Source organism: Streptomyces zagrosensis (genome assembly GCF_014203645.1).
GTDB lineage: Bacteria > Actinomycetota > Actinomycetes > Streptomycetales > Streptomycetaceae > Streptomyces > Streptomyces zagrosensis.
The window spans coordinates 25,609-43,144 of record NZ_JACHJL010000016.1; the positions used below are offsets into that span (position 1 = coordinate 25,609).

A 17,536-nucleotide genomic window follows, 5' to 3' on the forward strand; every position below is an offset into this window, starting at 1 on the left:
GGGCTTGGCGTCCAGCGCGGGCGGTCAGCGAGCTGGCACCGACCGCCGAACGCTACCGCCGACGCGCTGACTGACTGGGCACCCGCAGCGGACGCGAGCCGGGCCCGCCAATGTGCGAGAACGGCTGCGTCCGCCAGTCCAGGCTCTCCGGGAGCGTCAACAGCAGCGCAGCGTCCTGCTCTTGGGCCCCGGGGGCGTCGGCGTCGGCCGGCGCCGCGTCGGCGACGCCCCGCCCGGTGCCCGGGCAGACCGTGAGCCCGAAGGGATTCCACGGCGACGGGCACAGGGCGTGCTCGGGAAGCACGGTTTCGTCCGCGAGCAGCGCGATGGGCCGCGCGCAGTCGGGGCAGCTGACCCGGAACATCTCGTAAGTCTCGTAGACATCGCCATCGCCGCTGTCTAGGCGTTCAAGGCTGGGCATCGTGTTTCTCCCCCTCGGGCTGGGTCGCAAGGCGACAAGAAAGCGGCCTCGACCACAGCAAGCATTTCCCTCGCCGCAGTGGCGGTAACCGCGAGCGCGCCGATGTCGCCAACCCTTGGCTGTGGCATTCGTCACATGCCCCGCGCAGATGCCCCGCGAGTGCTGGCGCTCGCCCGCTGTGCCGCAGCGCCTGCTACCCCATAAGGTGACGGGGTGGAGGAGTTGGACAGACAGATTGTGGAATTGCTCGTCAAGGATGGGCGCATGAGCTACACCGACTTGGGCAAGGCCACTGGCCTGTCCACATCGGCGGTGCATCAGCGGGTCCGGCGCCTTGAGCAGCGCGGCGTCATCCGTGGCTACGCCGCCGTCGTGGAGCCGGAGGCCGTTGGGCTGCCGCTCACGGCGTTCATCTCGGTGAAACCCTTCGACCCCAGCGCGCCCGACGACATCGCCGACCGGCTCTCCGAGGTGCCGCAGATCGAGGCGTGTCACAGCGTCGCGGGTGACGAGAACTACATCCTCAAGGTGCGCGTCGAAACCCCCCTTGAGTTGGAGCACCTGCTGACCCGAATCCGTTCGCTCGCCGGCGTCTCCACCCGCACCACGGTCGTGCTCTCCACGCCCTACGAGGCTCGCCCGCCCCGCATCTGACCGGTGCAACTCCGTGCGTTCACCGCCGTCATCGACCGCGGCCCGGTGGCGCCTTGCCTCCATCGATCCCTGTTCCTGTCGAACTCCGTTCCTATGCAGCCCTGCTTCTGTCGGGCCCGCCTTCTGGCGCGTTCCGGCCACCGCACGCGCCGCCGCACGCTGCGGTTGCGGGCGTTGTGGCGCGTACCGGCGCTCTGCCGCGCCGGCGCTTCCTGCCGACCCCGGCGTGAGAGCCCGTGCTCGCCCGGCGAAACTGGCAGGGTGAGACCTCTAGCCGGGCCGGTGTCCGGCAGCGGCCCCACCACAGGCAGTGCGTCGCTGCCCGTCCTGCCCCTACGTAACGACACCGCGAGGCGAACCCCGTGACCGACCTCATTCCCGCCACCGGCCCCAGCGCCGCGATGCCCCCGGCCGAAGGCGGCACCATGCTGCTGCGCGGCGGAACCGTGCACAGCCCCGCCGACCCCTTCGCGACGGCGATGGTCATCGAGCGTGGCGCCATCGCCTGGGTGGGCTCGGAGGGCGCGGCGGACTCCTTCGCCGATGGGGTGGACGAGGTGGTGGACCTGGCCGGTGCGCTCGTCACGCCGGCGTTTACGGACGCACATGTGCACACGACGTCCACGGGTCTGCTGCGTACCGGTCTCGACCTGACCGGTGCCGCGTCGTTGGCCGATGCGCTCGAACTGGTACGGGCCTACGCGGCCTCCCACTCCGGCGGCGGGGTGTTGCTCGGGCACGGCTGGGACACCTCCCGCTGGCCCGAGGAACGCCCCCCGTCCCGTGCGGAACTTGACCAGGCGGCCGGTGGCCGGCCGCTCTATCTCTCCCGCGTGGACGTGCACTCGGCCGTCGTCAGCACCGCCCTCATCGACCGCGTCAGCGGCGTGACCGAGCGGACGGGATACCGGCCCGATGCGCCGCTGACCGCCGACGCTCACCACGTGGTTCGCGCGGCGGCGTTTGCCAGTGTGACCGAGGGCCAGCGTGCCGATGCGCAGCACGCAGCTTTGCGGCACGCCGCCACGCTCGGCATCGGCACCCTCCACGAGTGCGCGGGCCCCGACATCTCCAGCGAGGATGACCTGACGGGGCTGCTCCGCGTCGCAGCCGACACCCCGGGGCCGCGAGTGGTCGGGTACTGGGCCGAGGCGGTGAGCAGCCCGCGCGATCTGGCCAAGGTCCGCGAACTCGGCGCCGCGGGCGCGGCCGGTGACCTCTTCGTGGACGGCGCGCTCGGCTCTCACACGGCCTGCCTGCACGCGCCGTACGCCGACGCCGCGCAGAGCACCGGCTCCCAGTACCTGGACCCGGCCGCCATCGCCACCCACGTCGCCCTGTGCACCGAGGCCGGCGTACAGGCCGGGTTCCACGCCATTGGCGACGCCGCCATCTCCGTCGTCGTCGCCGGCGTGCGTACGGCGGCGCAGCAGGTCGGAATCGCCCGGGTCCGCGCCGCTCGCCACCGGGTCGAGCATGCCGAACTGCTCACCCCCGAGACCATCGCGGCATTCGCCGAACTCGGCCTCACCGCCTCCGTCCAACCCGCCTTCGACGCCGCGTGGGGCGGGCAGGCCGGGATGTACGTTCAGCGGCTCGGAGCCGAGCGAGCCCGCACCCTCAACCCGTATGCGGCCCTGCTACGCGCCGGTGTCCCGCTGGCTCTCGGCTCCGACAGCCCGGTCACCCCGCTCGACCCGTGGGGCACCGTGCGTGCCGCGGCCTTCCACCAAACGCCTGAGCACCGGGTCTCGGTACGGGCCGCGTTCACCGCGCACACCCGGGGCGGTTGGCGGGCCGCGGGCCGCGATGACGCGGGTGTCCTCGTGCCCGGCGCACCCGCCGACCTGGCCGTGTGGGAGGCCGGCGAGCTCGTGGTGCAGGTACCCGACGAACGGGTCGCTGCCTGGTCAACCGATCCCCGCTCCGGCACCCCTGGCCTGCCTGATCTCACCCCCGGCCGGCCGCTCCCGGTATGTGTGCGAACGATCGTCGCCGGACGCACCATCTACGAACGGCCGAACGAGTGACGCAGCATCGCCACGTACCGCCGAACGATGTTCCATCGGCCTGTCGGCCGCTTTCCACACCCTCCGTACTGACCTGCTGATTTGACGCAACGCCGCAGGTAACACGGCTGTTGACAGGGTGCGGGAGACGGCGGGTAGTTTCGGCCGAGTCCACCACAGGACGTCCGGCCAAGGATGGATTCTCCACGCAGTCGTCGAGCGCCGCTGGGCCATGGGGTAGTGAGCCGCACCGGCTCGCCACCCACTGGGAGCCAGGTCCAGCGCACGGGGGCGGGGGAGAAGCCCACCCGGGTCGGCAGGTGCGACCCGGGTGGGGCCCGGACGCTCAGTAGACAACGGCTCTCGGTTGACCCGCAGCCAGCGGGCCCCAGGTCGGCCCGAAGGGCGACGGGCCCCTATCTGCACAAAATCCGCACGTTTATCGGCACGCAATCCGCACGACATTCGTACGAACGCGCTCGCCGCGCCGTCCCGGCGGGCTTCGGGGCTTGCTGACTGGGCCTGCCGCCCGTCGTCGGCCCCCTGCCGGCCCCCTGCCGGGCTGAACCTCCCGCCTCGATCGGGCCTTTCTGTCGGCTCGCCCTGCTGCTGGCCGCTGGCCGACCGCTGCCGGAGGGCTTCGCGGTGTCGGGCACGCGCGCAGGCGCCTGTCCGTTACGCACCCAGGGGCCACGCGCGTCCGTCCGCGGTATACGGTCACCTCACCACCGCTTGACCTTCAGGAAGGCCGCGACGTTGCACCCCGGTTCCGATACCTCCGCTGGAGTCGCCGTCAGCGGCCAGGCAGCCGACCTTTCGGTCGGCGAACCGACTGAGCCGCCGGCCACCGCCCCGCAGCGCACCGAAACGTCGCGCCCGGAACCCGTCGCACGGGCCACTCGGCGGCAGCGGTTGGCGCGGCTGGCCCGCCGGGAGGCGCGGCGTACCGCACTGGCCGTCGCGGGTGGGCTCGCGCTGGGCCTGGCCTTCCCGCCGTACGACCTGTGGCCGCTTTCGCTGCTGGCCGTCGCCGCGCTCTCGCTGCTCACCTGGGGCAGAACAGCGCGGCAGGGCGCCTGGACTGGGTTCGCGTTCGGGCTGCCGTTCTTCGTGCTGCTGCTGAAGTGGCTGAATGTTGTCGGCTGGGATGCGGTGATCGGCTTGTCGATCGCCGAGTCGCTGTTCTTCGTTCCGCTCGGCGCGGCGCTCGCCCTCACCTCGAAGTTGCCCGGCTGGCCGCTGTGGGCGGCGTGTTTGTGGGTGGCGCAGGAATGGGCCAGGGACCGGGTGCCCTTCGGCGGGTTTCCGTGGGGGCGGTTGGCGTTCGCGAACACCGGCTCGCCGTTCACGCCGCTCGCCGCGCTCGGCGGTGCACCGCTGGTGACGTTCGCCGTCGCGCTGGCAGGCGTGTTCCTTGCGGCTGCCGCCGTCGCCGTATGGCGGTTGTCCGCGCTGGCGGGCGGCCGTGGGACCGGAGACGGTGTGCCCGAAGACGGTGTGACCGCAGCCGGTGCGACCGCAGACACCGCGACCGGGAGCGGCGAGGCCGGAGCCCGCGAAGCCGGGGACACCACCGCCGGGGACACCACGAGCGGAGGAGACAGCGCAGCTTCCGCAGCGGCGGGTACTGAGCCAGCCATGGCCGCCGGCCCGGCGCGGGGCACGCGCAGCGGCGCGGACGGCCCTCGGCTGCTGCGTGGCGCACTGCCCGCCATCGAGGCGATCGCGCTGGCCGGAGCGGTGACGTTGGCCGGGCTGCTGGTGCCAGTGCCCACCGACGCCGACGACACGGTGGACATCGCGGTGGTGCAGGGCAATGTGCAGCAGCCGGGGATGGACTTCCTCGGCCGTCCGATGAAGATCCTCAACAACCACGTCGAGGCGACGCTGCAACTGGCCAAGGACGTGAAGGCGGGCCGCAAGCCCCAGCCGGACCTGGTGATCTGGCCGGAAAACGCCTCCGACCTGGACCCGTACCAGCACCGCGAGGCGTACTCGCGCATCGATGTGGCGGTGAAGTCGATCGGCGTGCCGATACTGGTCGGAGCGCTGGTGGACCACCCGACCAAGCAGGGTTACGTCGAGAACCAGGGCATCGTCTGGGACCCCAAGACGGGCCCCGGCGCCTCGTACACCAAGCAGCACCCGGTGCCGTTCGGCGAGTACGTGCCCTTCCGCGACCAACTCGGCAAGGTCATTTCCCGGCTGGAACGCGTCCCGCGCGACTTCTACCCGGGCGACCACAGCGGGGTCATGCAGGTCGGACCGGCCAAGCTGGGCGACGTGATCTGCTTCGAGGTCGCCTATGACGAGATCGTGCGCGACACGGTCAACGCCGGAGCCCGCGCGCTGGTGATCCAGACGAACAACGCCACCTATGGCCGTAGCGGCCAGCCCGAACAGCAACTCGTGATGTCCAAGCTGCGTGCCATCGAGCACGGCAGGGCCGTGGTCACCGCGGCCCCCAGCGGAATTAGCGCTGTGGTCGCCCCCGATGGGACCATTGAGCAGCGCACCAAGGAATTCACTCAGGACGTGCTCAGCGCGCGAATTCCCCTGCGCGATGACACCACCGTTGCCGACCGGCTCGGGGCGGTGCCCGAGTGGGTGATCGCTATGGTGGGAGTTCTGTCCTGCGCCGCCGCGATCATGGTGGCCCGGCGAGGACGTACGGACGAGAAGGGGATGCAGTGAACGACGGCGTAGACGTTGCGCGTGACGGGACACAGGGGAGGAAATACGGTCCGCTCGGCACGACCTTGGTGATCATTCCGACCTATGACGAGGCGGAGAACATCAAGCCGATCGTCGCCCGGGTACGCAAGGCCGTTCCCGACGCGCACGTGCTCGTCGTCGACGACAACAGCCCCGACGGCACCGGCAAGATCGCCGACGAGATCGCCGGCACGGACGAGCAGGTGCACGTGTTGCACCGCAAGGGCAAGGAAGGGCTGGGCGCGGCCTATCTGGCGGGCTTTCGCTGGGGCATCGAGCACGACTACGGCGTCCTCGTCGAGATGGACGCGGACGGCTCCCACCAGCCCGAGGAACTGCCCCGCCTGCTGACCGCGCTCGGTGGCGCCGACCTCGTCCTCGGCTCGCGCTGGGTGCCCGGTGGCCGGGTCGTGAACTGGCCCAAGTACCGCGAGTACATCTCCCGCGGCGGCAGCACCTACTCCCGACTGCTCCTCGATGTGCCGATCCGTGACGTCACCGGCGGCTTCCGGGCCTTCCGCAAGGAGACCCTGGAGGGCCTGGGCATGGACGCCGTGGCCTCACAGGGCTACTGCTTCCAGGTTGACCTGGCCTGGCGGGCGATCAAGGCCGGTTATCAGGTGGTCGAGGTGCCCATCACCTTCGTGGACCGAGAACTCGGCGACAGCAAGATGAACCGCGACATCCTCGTTGAGGCGCTGTGGCGGGTCACGGCCTGGGGCGTGGGCTCCCGGGTGAACCGCATCACGGGACGTGGGCACACTTAAGATATGACGTTCGGCGCACCACAACCCACGAATCCCCGGCCGCGAAAACGGCGCTCCCGTGCTCGCCGGATCGTTCCGCTCGCCCTGGCCGTCTGGCTGGCCCTGGAGATCTGGCTCCTCGTCCTGGTGGCGAATGCCGCGGGCGGGCTGACCGTGCTGGCGCTCCTTGTGGCGGGCGCCGTGCTGGGCAGTTACGTGATCAAGCGGGCCGGTCGCAGGGCATGGCAGTCGCTGGCTGCCGGGCTACGCTCTGACGCCGGCCGGGAGGGCGATGATCCGACGGCGGGCCTGGGCAACGGTCTGGTCATGCTCGGCGGACTGCTGCTGATGCTTCCCGGTCTGGTCTCCGACGCGCTGGCGTTGGTCTGCCTCTTCCCGCCGACCCGCGCCCTGCTGGGCCGCCGTGCCGAGCGCTCGCTCTCGCGCCGCATGAGGTACGCCTCCAGCTCCCTCGGCGACGCGTTGGGCCAGGCGCAGCAGTCGCGAACGCACCGGCCCGGTAGCGGCAAGGTCGTCCAGGGCGAGGTCATCCGCGACGATGAGCCGCCCACGGCGCCGGGCGGCTCCCCGGACGACCCGGAGCCCGGGCCGGGGCGCCAGGACCCGCCATTGCCGCGCTGAGCCGCGCACGCAAACCTTGAGGTCGTGCTACGCCGACCCGCGGTGTGCAGTGGGAGGCCATGGCCCCGCGGGGGGCTGTGTGGCAGCAGTCCGGGTCCGGTCGCGGGGATGGCTCGGGGCTGCCGCCGGGGGGTAGCCGGCCGCGGTGGGCGTGGCGTGGCTAGGCAAAGTGGCGTGGACAGGCAAAGAGGGCCGGGGCCACTGCTGAGCAGTGGCCCCGGCCCTCAATGCATGGTGCTGTTGTTGTCGCCGGGTGAACCCGGCGGGTCACCCTCCGCTAGGCGGACTTGCGGGTGTCCCGCGGATGCACAGCGATGTTCATGGCGCCGGAGCGCAAGACGGCCAGCCGCTCGGCCAGCACCTCCTCCAACTCCTCGCGCGTGCGTCGCTCCATGAGCATGTCCCAGTGCGTACGCGCCGGCTTCCCCTTTTTCTCCTCTGGCCCGTCACCATCCACCAGGAGCGCCTGCGCGCCACACGCCTTGCACTCCCACTCCGGCGGAATATCCGCCTCTACCGAGAAGGGCATCTCAAAACGATGCCCGTTCTGGCATGCGTACTCCACCGCCTGGCGCGGGGCCAGATCGATGCCGCGGTCGGTCTCGTAGCTGGTCACCACGAGTCGCGTGCCGCGGAGAGCTCGCTCACTCATGAATCGTGCCTCCCGGGCTTTGTCGCCCACAGGACAGGTGTCGCTGTCGTCGTCATCCGTTCAACGTCCGGTCGGCGGTGAAGATTCCCGTAGAGGGACATGCGTCGCCCGTCGTGCCGCCCCGTTGTTCTACCCACCGGCGCCCGGTTTGTCACATCTGACAGTAGATGTCACCCAGCGTTTGCCGTTCTTTAGCACGCAGTAACGGTCCGCCTGGTAGGTCGAGGGCGTACACTACTCGCCCTCACGCGCCAGCCCTAAATCGGGTCCACTATCCGATCGGAAATTGGTTTCCTCCGGCCGCGGACCCAGCAGTTTCGTACCCTTGTGCGCCTTCTCCTATCCGAGACGCGTTAAGTCGCCCGATGGTTGCTGTAGCTGTAGCTCGGCTTCTCTGGCTTTGGCTTCTTCGGCGTCCGTGCGTCCATCGTCGGGTCGGCGCCTGCGCGCGGCTACCCCTTCGGCGTCACTTCGTTTCTGCCGTGTCCGCCGTGTCTGAAGCGTTCGATGGGTCTGCTGTGCCTGCTGTGCCTGCTGTGCCTGTCGTTTCTGCCGCTTTCATGGTTGCGCCGGTGCCGTGCGCGACGATGCCGCGCGGGCCCTCCTCCAGGTCCTGGATGGCGAAGACCTTCAGGAAGAACTGGGAGAGCGGGCCAATCGCCACCGCGTACAGCACCGTGCCGATACCGATGGAGCCGCCCAGTGCGAAGCCGGTGGCCAGCACCGCTACCTCGATTCCGGATCGCACCAGACGAATCGAGCGGCCGGTGCGCCGGTGTAGGCCGGTCATCAGGCCATCGCGCGGCCCCGGTCCAAAGCGTGCCGAGATGTACAGGCCGGTGGCCGCACCGTTGAGGACGATGGCGAACACCAGCAGTGGTATCCGCACCGCCAGCGCCCGTGGCTCGGGCGTGAGTGCCAGCGTCGCGTCCATCACGAGACCGAGCACCACCACATTGGAGACCGTGCCAAGGCCCGGACGCTGCCGCAGCGGAATCCACAGCATGAGCACCACCACGCCTGCCAGGATCACCACCGTTCCGATCGACAGGCCGGTGCGTTCGGCGACGCCCTGGTGGAAGACGTCCCAGGGGTCGAGCCCGAGTCCCGCGCGAAGTTGGAGCCCCATGCTCGCCCCGTACAGCACCAGCCCCACATACAACTGTGTGACGCGGCGGGTGAGGTGGGCCCCCTTCGATGTCGGCAAAGCGTGCTCCTTTTGCATGTTCACGGGTGCAGGGCGCTCGTGATGGCTGATCGCTGGAAACTCGGCCGTGCCGCGGTGCGGCGCTCGCCACCGCGGGCGGTCAGGGCGCGGCTCCCTGGTAGGGGGCGCTCCTTGGCTGGCGAGTGGTGGCGGTGGCTTGTCTCGTGTCACCCTGTGGCTCGGGAGTAGGCCACTTCCAGGGCCAATCTCGGAAAGGTGGACTGGAGATCATGAGTCAGTGGACCTCTGCGGTGGGTGCTCCGCAGCTCGCGCGGCTCCTTGCGTCGCAGCGCTCAGGGGATGCGACACAAGGAGCGCCGGGCCGCCGGGCACCCGCCTACCGGACCTTGGCCGATGGCCTACGGCTGTTGGTTCTCGAAGGCCGCCTCCCGGTGGCCGCGCGCGTTCCGGCCGAACGCGAACTGGCCGCTGCCCTCGCCGTCAGCCGCACCACCGTCGCCGCCGCGTACGAGGCGCTACGGGGCGAGGGCTTCCTCGCCTCCCGCCGGGGCTCGGGCAGTTGGACGGCCGTGCCGGCGGGTAACCCGCTACCCACCCGTGGCCTGGAGCCGCTGCCTCCGGAGGCCACCGGTTCGGTGATCGACCTCGGCTGCGCGGCACTGACAGCGCCCGAGCCCTGGTTGACCCGTGCCGTGGGCGGGGCGATGGAGGCGCTGCCGCCATACGCGCACACGCACGGCGACTACCCGGCCGGGCTGCCCGCCCTGCGGCAAGCGCTCGCCGACCGCTATACCGCACGCGGCATTCCCACCATGCCCGAGCAGATCATGGTCACCACCGGTGCCATGGGGGCCGTGGCCGCCATTTGCCGCCTGATGGTCAAGCCCGGCGAACGGGTCGCCGTCGAGTCCCCCTCGTACGCCAATGTCCTCCAACTCATGCGCGACGCGGGCACCCGCCTGGTACCCGTGGCCATGGCTGACGGGTTGCGCGGCTGGGACATCGCCGGCTGGCGGCAGGTGTTGCGGGACGCCGCGCCCCGGATGGCGTATGTCGTCGCCGACTTCCACAACCCCACCGGCGCGCTCGCCTCCGAGGAGCAACGTCGGGCTTTGGTGGAGGCGGCGCGTTCGGCCGGCACCGTACTCGTGGTCGATGAGACCATGGCCGATCTGAACCTGGAGCCGGATTGCCAACTGCCCCCACCGGTCTGCGCGTTCGACCCAGCGGGCAATGCCGTGATCACTTTGGGCAGTGCGAGCAAGGCGTTTTGGGCTGGGCTACGTATCGGCTGGGTGCGGGCCGCGCCCGAGGTCATCCGCACCCTGGTCGCGGCCCGTGCATACGCCGACCTGGGCACCCCCGTCATCGATCAGCTCGCCGTGAACTGGCTGTTCGGCAACGGCGGTTGGGAGGAGGCCATCGCCTTGCGGCGAGCCCAAGCGCGGGACAACCGGGACGCGTTGGTCGCCGCGCTCGAACGGCGGCTCCCCGACTGGGAGTTCACCGTCCCGCGCGGTGGGCTCACCCTGTGGGTGCGCACCGGTGGGCTGTCTGGCTCACGCATCGCGGAGGTGGGGGAGCGGCTCGGGGTGCGGGTTCCATCGGGGCCGCGCTTTGGGATCGACGGGGCGTTCGAGGGGTACGTGCGGCTGCCGTTCACGGTCTCCGGGGCGGTCGCCGATGAGGCCGCGTCGCGGCTGGCGTCCGCGGCACGCCTGGTGGCGACCGGTGCCAGCGCGGAAGCCGAGTCGCCCAGGCTGTTCGTGGCGTAGCGGCTAGGCGGCGGGCGTCGGCCACGGGACGCCGGCCTCTGGGCCGAGCACATGCTGGGGCCCGACTGGCCCAACCGGCCCCATCGGCTCATCTGGTGCGGCTGGTGTGGCCGGCCTGACTGGCGCAACGGGGGCGGCCGGTTCGGCTTGCCTGGTTGGCGCGGGTGGCCTGACGGGCTCTGCCGGCGCGGCTCGGCCAACCGGCTCTGCTGGTTCGGCTCGCCCGGCGGGCTCTGTCAGCTCTGTGCGCTGGTTGGGCGTCGTGGCGTCGGTGGTGTCGATGGCGAAGGGCGAGCCCGGCAGCAGGGCCAGCACGGCCATCCGCTGCGCCTCGCTGGTGGCGTCGTCGTAGGGGTCGGGCGTGGCCGGGACCTGGAGGCGATGCACCGGGCCGCAGCCGAGCCGGGCGTACCCGCGGCCTGGCGGCACCTCGGGCGTCGGTGAGGTGTGCGGCGGCGCCCCCAGTGCCCCGTGCAGTTGCTCGTACGAGGCGGGACCGAGGACCACGCGGGCGCGGGTATGGGAGGCGATGCAGGTGCTCAGCGCGTCCACGCTGTCGAGCTGGTCGGCGATGGCGACGGTGACGTTCGCCGGCCGTCCGTGGCGCAGTGGAACACGTAGCAGCTCCTGAGGGTCGGGGCGGCCCTCGGCGGCGGCCAGATGGCTGAGTGTGGCGGGCTGGTCGAGCACGATCCACAGTGCGCGGCGGACGTCGTCGGGCGCCGGCTGGCCAAGCCGCCGCGCCTGGTGGGCGCAGAGCAGCCGGCGCTCCGTCTCGTGCACCGCCCACTCAAGGGCGGCCAGCGCCCCGATCAGTTCGCTCTCCACGGCCAGCACCCCGGGGCAGTCGTGCAAATACGCGTAGCCACCGCTGCCCGCGCCGTCCACCACCAGCACATCGGAGTGCGGCAGCGCCTGGAGCACCAGCGAGCGCAGCAGCGTGGTGGTGCCGCTGCCGGGCTGGCCGAGTGCGAGCAGGTGCGGCTCGGTGGATCGGGCGCCGGTGCGCCACACCACCGGCGGCGCGTCCTGGCCGGCCTGCCCAGCGGCGTCGATCACCGGCAGCGTACGGCGCACCGCGTCGGGGTCGGTGAAGCCCAGCACCGTCTCGCCGGGCGTGGTGACGAAGCGCTGGGCACAGATGACGGTGGGCAGGGCGGGCAGCACGCTCAGGACGAGACGGTTGGCCTCCTCGTCCCAGTCGAATCGGTACTCGCGGCCTCGCCCGCACTTCGCCGCGAGCAGCCGTTCGACCTGCCCGCGTGCGGTGGCTTCGCCGTCCGCGAAGTACGCGGGGTAGCGCAGCACCAGCCGAGTCAGCCGCCCGCCGTCCTCGACGTCGTACTCCTCGAAGGCCTTCTGCCATTCTCCGGCGTACCCGTAGAGCGGGTCGGGATCGTCGGCCACGGTGAAGCACGGCACCAGCGCCTCGTACAGCGTGCGCAGCCGCTCGGCCTCGGGGCCGCGGGAGCCGCCGCGTGCCGGCGAGCGGTCGCGGCCCGCCCAGGCTGCCGCGCTCATCAACCCGATCAGCGCAAGGAGTGGGCCGAACGGGGCCATGGCGATGGCGAATGCGCAGGCCGCGACCAAGAACAGCGTGGGACCTCGCCGCTCCTGGGGGGTCTGCACCCATCGGCGGCGCCCGGCCGCGGCGAGTACGCGCAGCCCGCGCAGGATGACCAGCAGTGGATGTAGCACGTCGCTGGCGTTGTCGGCGACGGTCCGTGCGAGCTCGCGGCCACGGACGAGGGAGGCGTTGCCGGTCAGGGCGCGGGTGAGCGTGAGGCGGGCCACGACGGTCTCCTGGGGATGCGGTCGGCGCTGCGAAGGGTCAGATCTTGATGCCGCCTAGCAGGTTGGCCAGGCTGGCGCCGCCCGCCTGGATGCTGGGGGCGATCGCCGTGCCGGCCAGGTAGAAGCCGAAGAGCGCGCAGACGATGGCGTGGGACGCCTTGAGGCTGTCCTTGCGGAAGAACAGAAAGACGATGACACCGAGTAGAACGACTCCGGAGATGGAGAGGATCATGACATGTCTCCTGGTTGATGGGGACGACCACCGTGAGTGGCTCAAGCCTCACAGAAAGTATGAAAGGGGGAAAGTTGCAAATGGGTGATTTGTCGGTCTATCCACTCGTATGCCGAAGGTGATCAATACGTAGGGTGGAAGTGCGGCGTGGGCAGGGTGTTCCGCGGCCACCCGGCGCGGGAAGTAGGGCCTTTTACCCGATGGCGGGGTCTCCCGCACTCAGCGAAGGACGGAATGTCATGAGCGGACACGACGGTCGCGGCGACCAGGCGGCCCAGGCCGGGCAGTTCGAGCACAGCGGCCCCACGGCCCCGACCAGCCCTGGCACCCCGGCCGGTCAGCGGGCGACGGGGGCGGCGCCCACGGGCCCGGCGACGCAGCCGAGCGCGGCGGAGCAGCAGGGCTCGTCGGGGCGAGGGGGCCGGTCGGGACCGGATGCAAACGCCGAGCCCGCGCACGATCCCGAAGTGCTGCAACTCGCGGCCAAGGTCTTCGACCTGGCCCGGCATGGCGATACGGACACGCTCGCGGCCTACGTAGACGCCGGTGTCCCGGCCAACCTCACCAATGACCGGGGCGACTCGCTGGTCATGTTGGCCGCTTATCACGGGCAGGCGGCGGCGGTCGAGGCGCTCCTGCGGCGCGGCGCCGATCCGGATCGCCCCAACGACCGGGGGCAGACGCCGCTCGCGGGCGCGGTTTTCAAGGGTGAGGACGCGATCGTTCGACTGCTCGTACAGCACGGCGCCGACCCATCGACGGGCAGTCCGTCCGCCATCGAGGCGGCCCAAGTCTTCGGGCGCACCGATCTGCTTGGCCTCTTCACCCAGGAGTGACCGCCCGTTTGCTCATGGAGCGGTGAAAGCCATGGCCCGTCCGACTTGCGAGAGAGCGGGAGTCGGCGTGTCTCGCTCGTTGGCCGCGCCGCTGCGACAGGCACCTAGGAGGGGCGGGTCTCGTGGTGTGCGCGGCGGACGCCACGGCACCGGGGCTGCTCGGGGCTGTTCGCAGGGTTGTTTGGGGCGTTGTTTGCGGCGCGGTGGCTGCCCGTAGCCTTCCGGCATGGAAGAGCTGATCAGACATCGACCGTTGGCCGCCGAGGCCGCCTCGCTGCGTACGGGCGAGCGCGACCTCCTTGCCCATGTCGAGTACACCTGCGACCTGATCGACGCGGTGGATGACCACATAAGTGCGTTCGTATCCGAACCCGACCGGCTGGGGCGGCTGCGGGCCGAGGCGGAGGCGACTCGCACACGCTGGCCCCTGCCCGCCGAACGGCCCGCGCTGTACGGCGTACCGGTGGGCGTGAAGGACATCATGCACGCTGACGGGCTGGCGACGGGGGCTGGTTCCGCCGTGCCCGCGGCGGAGCTGTCGGGTCAGCAGGCCGTCGTCGTGGATCGGCTGCGCGCGGCCGGGGCCGTGGTGGCGGGCAAGACGGTGACCGCCGAGTTCGCCATCACGGCCCCCGGGCCCACGCGTAACCCGCACCACCTCGACCATTCTCCGGGCGGGTCCAGCAGCGGATCGGCCGCGGCCGTCGCCGCGGGCCTGGTGCCGCTGGCCATCGGTACCCAGACCGTGGGGTCGATGATCCGTCCCGCGGCCTACTGCGGCGTCGTCGGCTACAAGCCCAGCTACGGCCGCATCCCCGTGGACGGCGTCATCGCCAACGCGCCCAGCCTGGACACGCTCGGCGTCTTCGCCGCCGACGTGGCGGGGGTGACTCGTGCGGCGCAGGTGCTGTGCGATGACTGGCGTACGAAGGTGGCGTACGGAACCGCTGGTGCGAGCGAGGCCCTGCCCGTGCTCGGCGTGCCCACCGGCCCGTATCTCGCGCGAGCGGACGCGGCGGCCATCGACGCATTCGAGGAGCAGCAACAGCGGTTGCGCGAGGCCGGGTTCACCGTGCTGAGCGTGCCGTTCATGCCGGACTTCGACGAGATCTACGCCCAGCAGTTCACCGTCAACCGGTACGAGGCCGCTCGCACGCACGCCGAGTGGTTCCCACGCTTCGGCGACCTCTACCGTGAGCAGACGGTCGCCGCGATCCGACAGGGCCAGGACGTCACCGCGGACGACTACGCGCGGGCCCTCGATCACCGACGGGAGTTCCGCGACCGGGTCCACACCACCCTCACGGCCGATGGCATCGACTTGTGGATCACTCCGGCGGCGACGGGAATCGCCCCCAAGGGGCTGGCCACCACCGGCAACTCGGTGATGTGCCTGCCCTGGACATACGCGGGCCTGCCGGCGCTGACGGTGCCGGCCGGCCGGCTCGCCCCCGGGCTGCCGCTCGGCCTGCAATGTGTGGCGCGCGCCGGCGCCGACGAGGAGCTGCTGCACTGGGCACCGGTGATCGAGACGGTGGCCGCAGCGGGGTTCCGCGCCGCGATCGGGACCTGAGCGAGCCCCTGAGCCGATGGCCGGCTGGTGCCGGAGCACGTGCGTCACCAGGCGGGGCTCAGCCGGTGGGCGGCTCGTCGACCGTCACCAGGACGACATCGAGGGTGCGCGGGCCGTGCACGCCCTCTACCCGGTTGAGTTCGATGTCGCTGGTCGCGGAAGGGCCCGAAATCCAGGTCAACGGGTGCTGCGGGGCAAGGAGTTCCAGCGCCTGCGGCAGTGCGTCCACCACCTGTTCCGGCACCCGCACGACGCACAGATGGTGGTCGGGTACGAGCGTGAGGTGGCGGCGGCCCTGCCCCGGTCCGGTGTCCAAGACGATGGTGCCGGTCTCGGCGATGGCCACCGCGCACCCGGTGACCACGCTGTCCACCGCATCGAGCTCCCGAGCCGTGAGGTCGGCGGAGTCGGGAACGCGCTCGGCGGTTACGGCGGACAGCCAGTCGCCCGGCAGCCCGTGCGGCACCGCGACCCGGTGTGCGCCGCGTTCGGTGAGCAACCGTGCGATGACGGCGGGCAGCCCGGCCTCGTGTGCGTGATGCACATGGGCGCGGTAGTCCGCCAGGTTCTCGGCGAGCAGCGCGACCCGCTGGGGTGCCGTACGGCTGCCGTGCACGCGGAGGTAGTCGCGGACTGCGTAGTCCCGCTTTGCGTAGTCCTGCGCTGCGTCGCCCTGGCCTGCGTGCCCCGCCGGCGGCGCGGCCTCCGCCTCCGCTGCCGGCCCTGCGCCCGTGCCAGGCCCTGCCGCCATGGCCGTGTCGGCCGCCGCCTCCGCCGCCCGTACATCGGCCAGCGCTCGCCGCACCCGCCCGAGAACCCGACCCCTGCTGCTCATGCCGTCCCCTGCGGGCCCCGGGTCCGCTGCCACCATTCGCGGAAGGACTCCGGCGGCACCTCGGGCAGCTCGCGGGTGTCGGACCAGGCGCGGCCGGGCCCCGCAAGCCGCCGGGGGTGCAACCGCCGGGTGCGGGAGACCAGCCGTTGGCCAGCGCGTAGCGCGCGCGGGTGGTCAAAGGTCCAGCGGGCGGCGCGCATCGCGGCCCGTTCCGCCGCATGCCCCTTGGCGGGCCTGATGACGGCCCTGGTGCCGCGGATCGTCACCGCACCGCCCTCCACGACGCGTTCGCGCAGCCGCACCAGGATCTCGGGGATGTCGATGGCGACCGGGCAGACCTCGTAACAGGCGCCGCACAGAGATGAGGCGTACGGCAAGGACGCGTCGAGCGCACTGGCCGTACCCCGGAGTTGCGGGGTGAGGATGGCACCGATCGGGCCCGGATAGGCGGACCCGTACGCATGGCCGCCGGCACGCTCGTACACGGGGCAGACGTTGAGGCAGGCGGAGCAGCGGATGCAGCGCAGGGCTTGGCGACCCACCTGGTCGGCGAGCGCGTCGGTGCGGCCGTTGTCAAGCAGGACCAGATGGAAGGCGGCGGGGCCATCGCCGTGAGAGGTGCCGGTCCACATCGACGTGTACGGGTTCATTCGCTCGGCGGTGGAGGAGCGGGGGAGTAACTGGAGGAAGACCTCCAGGTCCCGCCAGGCGGGGATGACCTTCTCGATGCCCACGACGGAGATCAGCGTCTCGGGCAGCGTCAAGCACATCCGGCCGTTGCCCTCGGATTCGACGACGACCAGGGTGCCGGTCTCGGCGACAAGGAAGTTGGCGCCTGAGATGGCGACCTTGGCGGACAGAAACTTCTCCCGCAGGTGCAGCCGCGCGGCCTCGGCGAGCTCGGCGGGTTCGTCGGTGAGCCCATCGGGCGCCGGCCGGCCCCAGCGCGCCATATGCTCGCGGAAGATATCGCGGATCTCGGCGCGGTTGCGGTGAATGGCGGGCACCAGGATGTGCGACGGAAGGTCATTGCCGAGTTGCACGATGAGTTCGGCCAGGTCCGTCTCGTACGCGGTGATCCCGGCGGCGGCCAGCGCCTCGTTGAGCCCGATCTCCTGGGTGGCCATCGACTTGACCTTGACCACCTCGCGTTCACCCGTGTCCCGCACCAGGCGGGTGACGATCGCCTGGGCCTCCGCCGCGTCCGCTGCCCAGTGCACCTGTCCGCCCGCCGCCGTGACGGCGGCCTCGGCCTGCTCCAGGTAGTGGTCGAGGTGGCGCAACGTGTGGTCCTTGATGGCGGCGCCGGCGGCGCGCAACTCGGCCCAGTCGCTGAGCTCGGCGACGGCCGCGGCGCGCTTGGCGCGGATGGTGTGCGTGGCGTGGCGCAGGTTCTCGCGCAGCGTGGCGTCCTGCGTGGAGCGCGCGGCGGCGGCCGGGAACGCGGGGGCCGCGCCGGGCGGGGTGGGCATACCGAGCGGAAT

At 71.2% G+C, this 17,536-nt stretch carries 15 protein-coding genes; 8 read left to right on the plus strand and 7 right to left on the minus strand.

The features are described 5' to 3' along the window. Positions 1 to 52 precede the first annotated feature (52 nt). Positions 53 to 421 carry a hypothetical protein gene (locus FHS42_RS26125; RefSeq protein ID WP_184576092.1) on the minus strand — a complete coding sequence of 123 codons (369 nt, stop codon included), beginning with the start codon at positions 419 to 421 and terminating at the stop codon, positions 53 to 55. Positions 422 to 634: 213 nt separating this feature from the next. Here FHS42_RS26125 and FHS42_RS26130 point away from each other — a divergent pair, with 213 nt between their 5' ends. The 5 genes from FHS42_RS26130 (at position 635) to fxsA (ending at position 7,187) form a co-directional block, all read left to right on the plus strand. After that, complete coding sequence (locus tag FHS42_RS26130) at positions 635 to 1,075, plus strand: Lrp/AsnC family transcriptional regulator (protein WP_184576093.1); 441 nt, start codon at positions 635 to 637, stop codon at positions 1,073 to 1,075. Between the two features lie 401 nt (positions 1,076 to 1,476). Next, complete coding sequence (locus FHS42_RS26135) at positions 1,477 to 3,105, plus strand: amidohydrolase (protein WP_184576302.1); 1,629 nt, start codon at positions 1,477 to 1,479, stop codon at positions 3,103 to 3,105. A gap of 711 nt (positions 3,106 to 3,816) precedes the next feature. Continuing rightward, a complete protein-coding gene (lnt, locus tag FHS42_RS37465; protein ID WP_246495429.1) occupies positions 3,817 to 5,778 on the plus strand; it encodes an apolipoprotein N-acyltransferase in 1,962 nt (653 codons plus the stop codon). Continuing rightward, the gene (locus FHS42_RS26150; protein WP_184576095.1) at positions 5,775 to 6,566 is read left to right on the plus strand and encodes a polyprenol monophosphomannose synthase; all 792 of its coding nucleotides are present in this window, start codon (positions 5,775 to 5,777) and stop codon (positions 6,564 to 6,566) included. Before lnt ends, FHS42_RS26150 begins: the two co-directional genes overlap by 4 nt. A gap of 3 nt (positions 6,567 to 6,569) precedes the next feature. Next, entirely contained in the window at positions 6,570 to 7,187 is a 618-nt protein-coding gene (fxsA, locus tag FHS42_RS26155; protein WP_184576097.1) for an FxsA family membrane protein, read from the plus strand. Positions 7,188 to 7,464: 277 nt separating this feature from the next. On the opposite strand, the gene FHS42_RS26160 is transcribed toward fxsA, so the two are convergent. Both FHS42_RS26160 and yczE read right to left on the minus strand, forming a co-directional pair. After that, the gene (locus tag FHS42_RS26160) at positions 7,465 to 7,839 is read right to left on the minus strand and encodes an RNA polymerase-binding protein RbpA (protein WP_184576099.1); all 375 of its coding nucleotides are present in this window, start codon (positions 7,837 to 7,839) and stop codon (positions 7,465 to 7,467) included. Positions 7,840 to 8,305: 466 nt separating this feature from the next. Next, entirely contained in the window at positions 8,306 to 9,064 is a 759-nt protein-coding gene (yczE, locus tag FHS42_RS26165) for a membrane protein YczE (protein ID WP_246495445.1), read from the minus strand. A gap of 212 nt (positions 9,065 to 9,276) precedes the next feature. Here yczE and FHS42_RS26170 point away from each other — a divergent pair, with 212 nt between their 5' ends. Next, on the plus strand, positions 9,277 to 10,782 hold the full coding sequence (locus FHS42_RS26170) for an SCO1417 family PLP biosynthesis transcription factor (protein ID WP_184576101.1): 1,506 nt from the start codon (positions 9,277 to 9,279) through the stop codon (positions 10,780 to 10,782). Between the two features lie 3 nt (positions 10,783 to 10,785). Here the strand turns inward: FHS42_RS26170 and FHS42_RS26175 are convergent, their stop codons facing one another. After that, positions 10,786 to 12,576, minus strand: coding sequence for a hypothetical protein (locus FHS42_RS26175; RefSeq protein ID WP_312867045.1), 1,791 nt, complete (start codon positions 12,574 to 12,576; stop codon positions 10,786 to 10,788). Positions 12,577 to 12,613: 37 nt separating this feature from the next. After that, the gene (locus FHS42_RS26180; RefSeq protein ID WP_184576103.1) at positions 12,614 to 12,808 is read right to left on the minus strand and encodes a hypothetical protein; all 195 of its coding nucleotides are present in this window, start codon (positions 12,806 to 12,808) and stop codon (positions 12,614 to 12,616) included. 467 nt (positions 12,809 to 13,275) lie between these two features. Here FHS42_RS26180 and FHS42_RS26185 point away from each other — a divergent pair, with 467 nt between their 5' ends. Together FHS42_RS26185 and FHS42_RS26190 are read left to right on the plus strand one after the other, a co-directional pair. After that, positions 13,276 to 13,644, plus strand: a complete 369-nt coding sequence (locus tag FHS42_RS26185) for an ankyrin repeat domain-containing protein (RefSeq protein ID WP_184576304.1) — start codon at positions 13,276 to 13,278, stop codon at positions 13,642 to 13,644. 226 nt (positions 13,645 to 13,870) lie between these two features. Further along, positions 13,871 to 15,217 carry an amidase gene (locus FHS42_RS26190; protein ID WP_184576105.1) on the plus strand — a complete coding sequence of 449 codons (1,347 nt, stop codon included), beginning with the start codon at positions 13,871 to 13,873 and terminating at the stop codon, positions 15,215 to 15,217. Positions 15,218 to 15,275: 58 nt separating this feature from the next. On the opposite strand, the gene FHS42_RS26195 is transcribed toward FHS42_RS26190, so the two are convergent. Next, positions 15,276 to 16,052, minus strand: a complete 777-nt coding sequence (locus tag FHS42_RS26195) for a LutC/YkgG family protein (protein ID WP_246495430.1) — start codon at positions 16,050 to 16,052, stop codon at positions 15,276 to 15,278. After that, positions 16,049 to 17,524, minus strand: coding sequence for a lactate utilization protein B (locus FHS42_RS26200; RefSeq protein ID WP_184576107.1), 1,476 nt, complete (start codon positions 17,522 to 17,524; stop codon positions 16,049 to 16,051). The genes FHS42_RS26195 and FHS42_RS26200 overlap by 4 nt, the downstream gene beginning before the upstream one ends. Between the last annotated feature and the right edge of the window lie 12 nt (positions 17,525 to 17,536).

Excerpts from the sequence above, each read along its gene's own strand:
- FHS42_RS26170 (WP_184576101.1), top strand. The coding sequence starts at position 9,277 with ATGAGTCAGTGGACCTCTGCGGTGGGTGCTCCGCAGCTCGCGCGGCTC.
- FHS42_RS26125 (WP_184576092.1), bottom strand. The coding sequence starts at position 421 with ATGCCCAGCCTTGAACGCCTAGACAGCGGCGATGGCGATGTCTACGAG.
- FHS42_RS26160 (WP_184576099.1), bottom strand. The coding sequence starts at position 7,839 with ATGAGTGAGCGAGCTCTCCGCGGCACGCGACTCGTGGTGACCAGCTAC.
- FHS42_RS26190 (WP_184576105.1), top strand. The coding sequence starts at position 13,871 with ATGGAAGAGCTGATCAGACATCGACCGTTGGCCGCCGAGGCCGCCTCG.
- FHS42_RS26180 (WP_184576103.1), bottom strand. The coding sequence starts at position 12,808 with ATGATCCTCTCCATCTCCGGAGTCGTTCTACTCGGTGTCATCGTCTTT.
- yczE (WP_246495445.1), bottom strand. The coding sequence starts at position 9,064 with ATGCAAAAGGAGCACGCTTTGCCGACATCGAAGGGGGCCCACCTCACC.
- fxsA (WP_184576097.1), top strand. The coding sequence starts at position 6,570 with ATGACGTTCGGCGCACCACAACCCACGAATCCCCGGCCGCGAAAACGG.
- FHS42_RS26135 (WP_184576302.1), top strand. The coding sequence starts at position 1,477 with ATGCCCCCGGCCGAAGGCGGCACCATGCTGCTGCGCGGCGGAACCGTG.
- FHS42_RS26200 (WP_184576107.1), bottom strand. The coding sequence starts at position 17,524 with ATGCCCACCCCGCCCGGCGCGGCCCCCGCGTTCCCGGCCGCCGCCGCG.
- FHS42_RS26195 (WP_246495430.1), bottom strand. The coding sequence starts at position 16,052 with ATGAGCAGCAGGGGTCGGGTTCTCGGGCGGGTGCGGCGAGCGCTGGCC.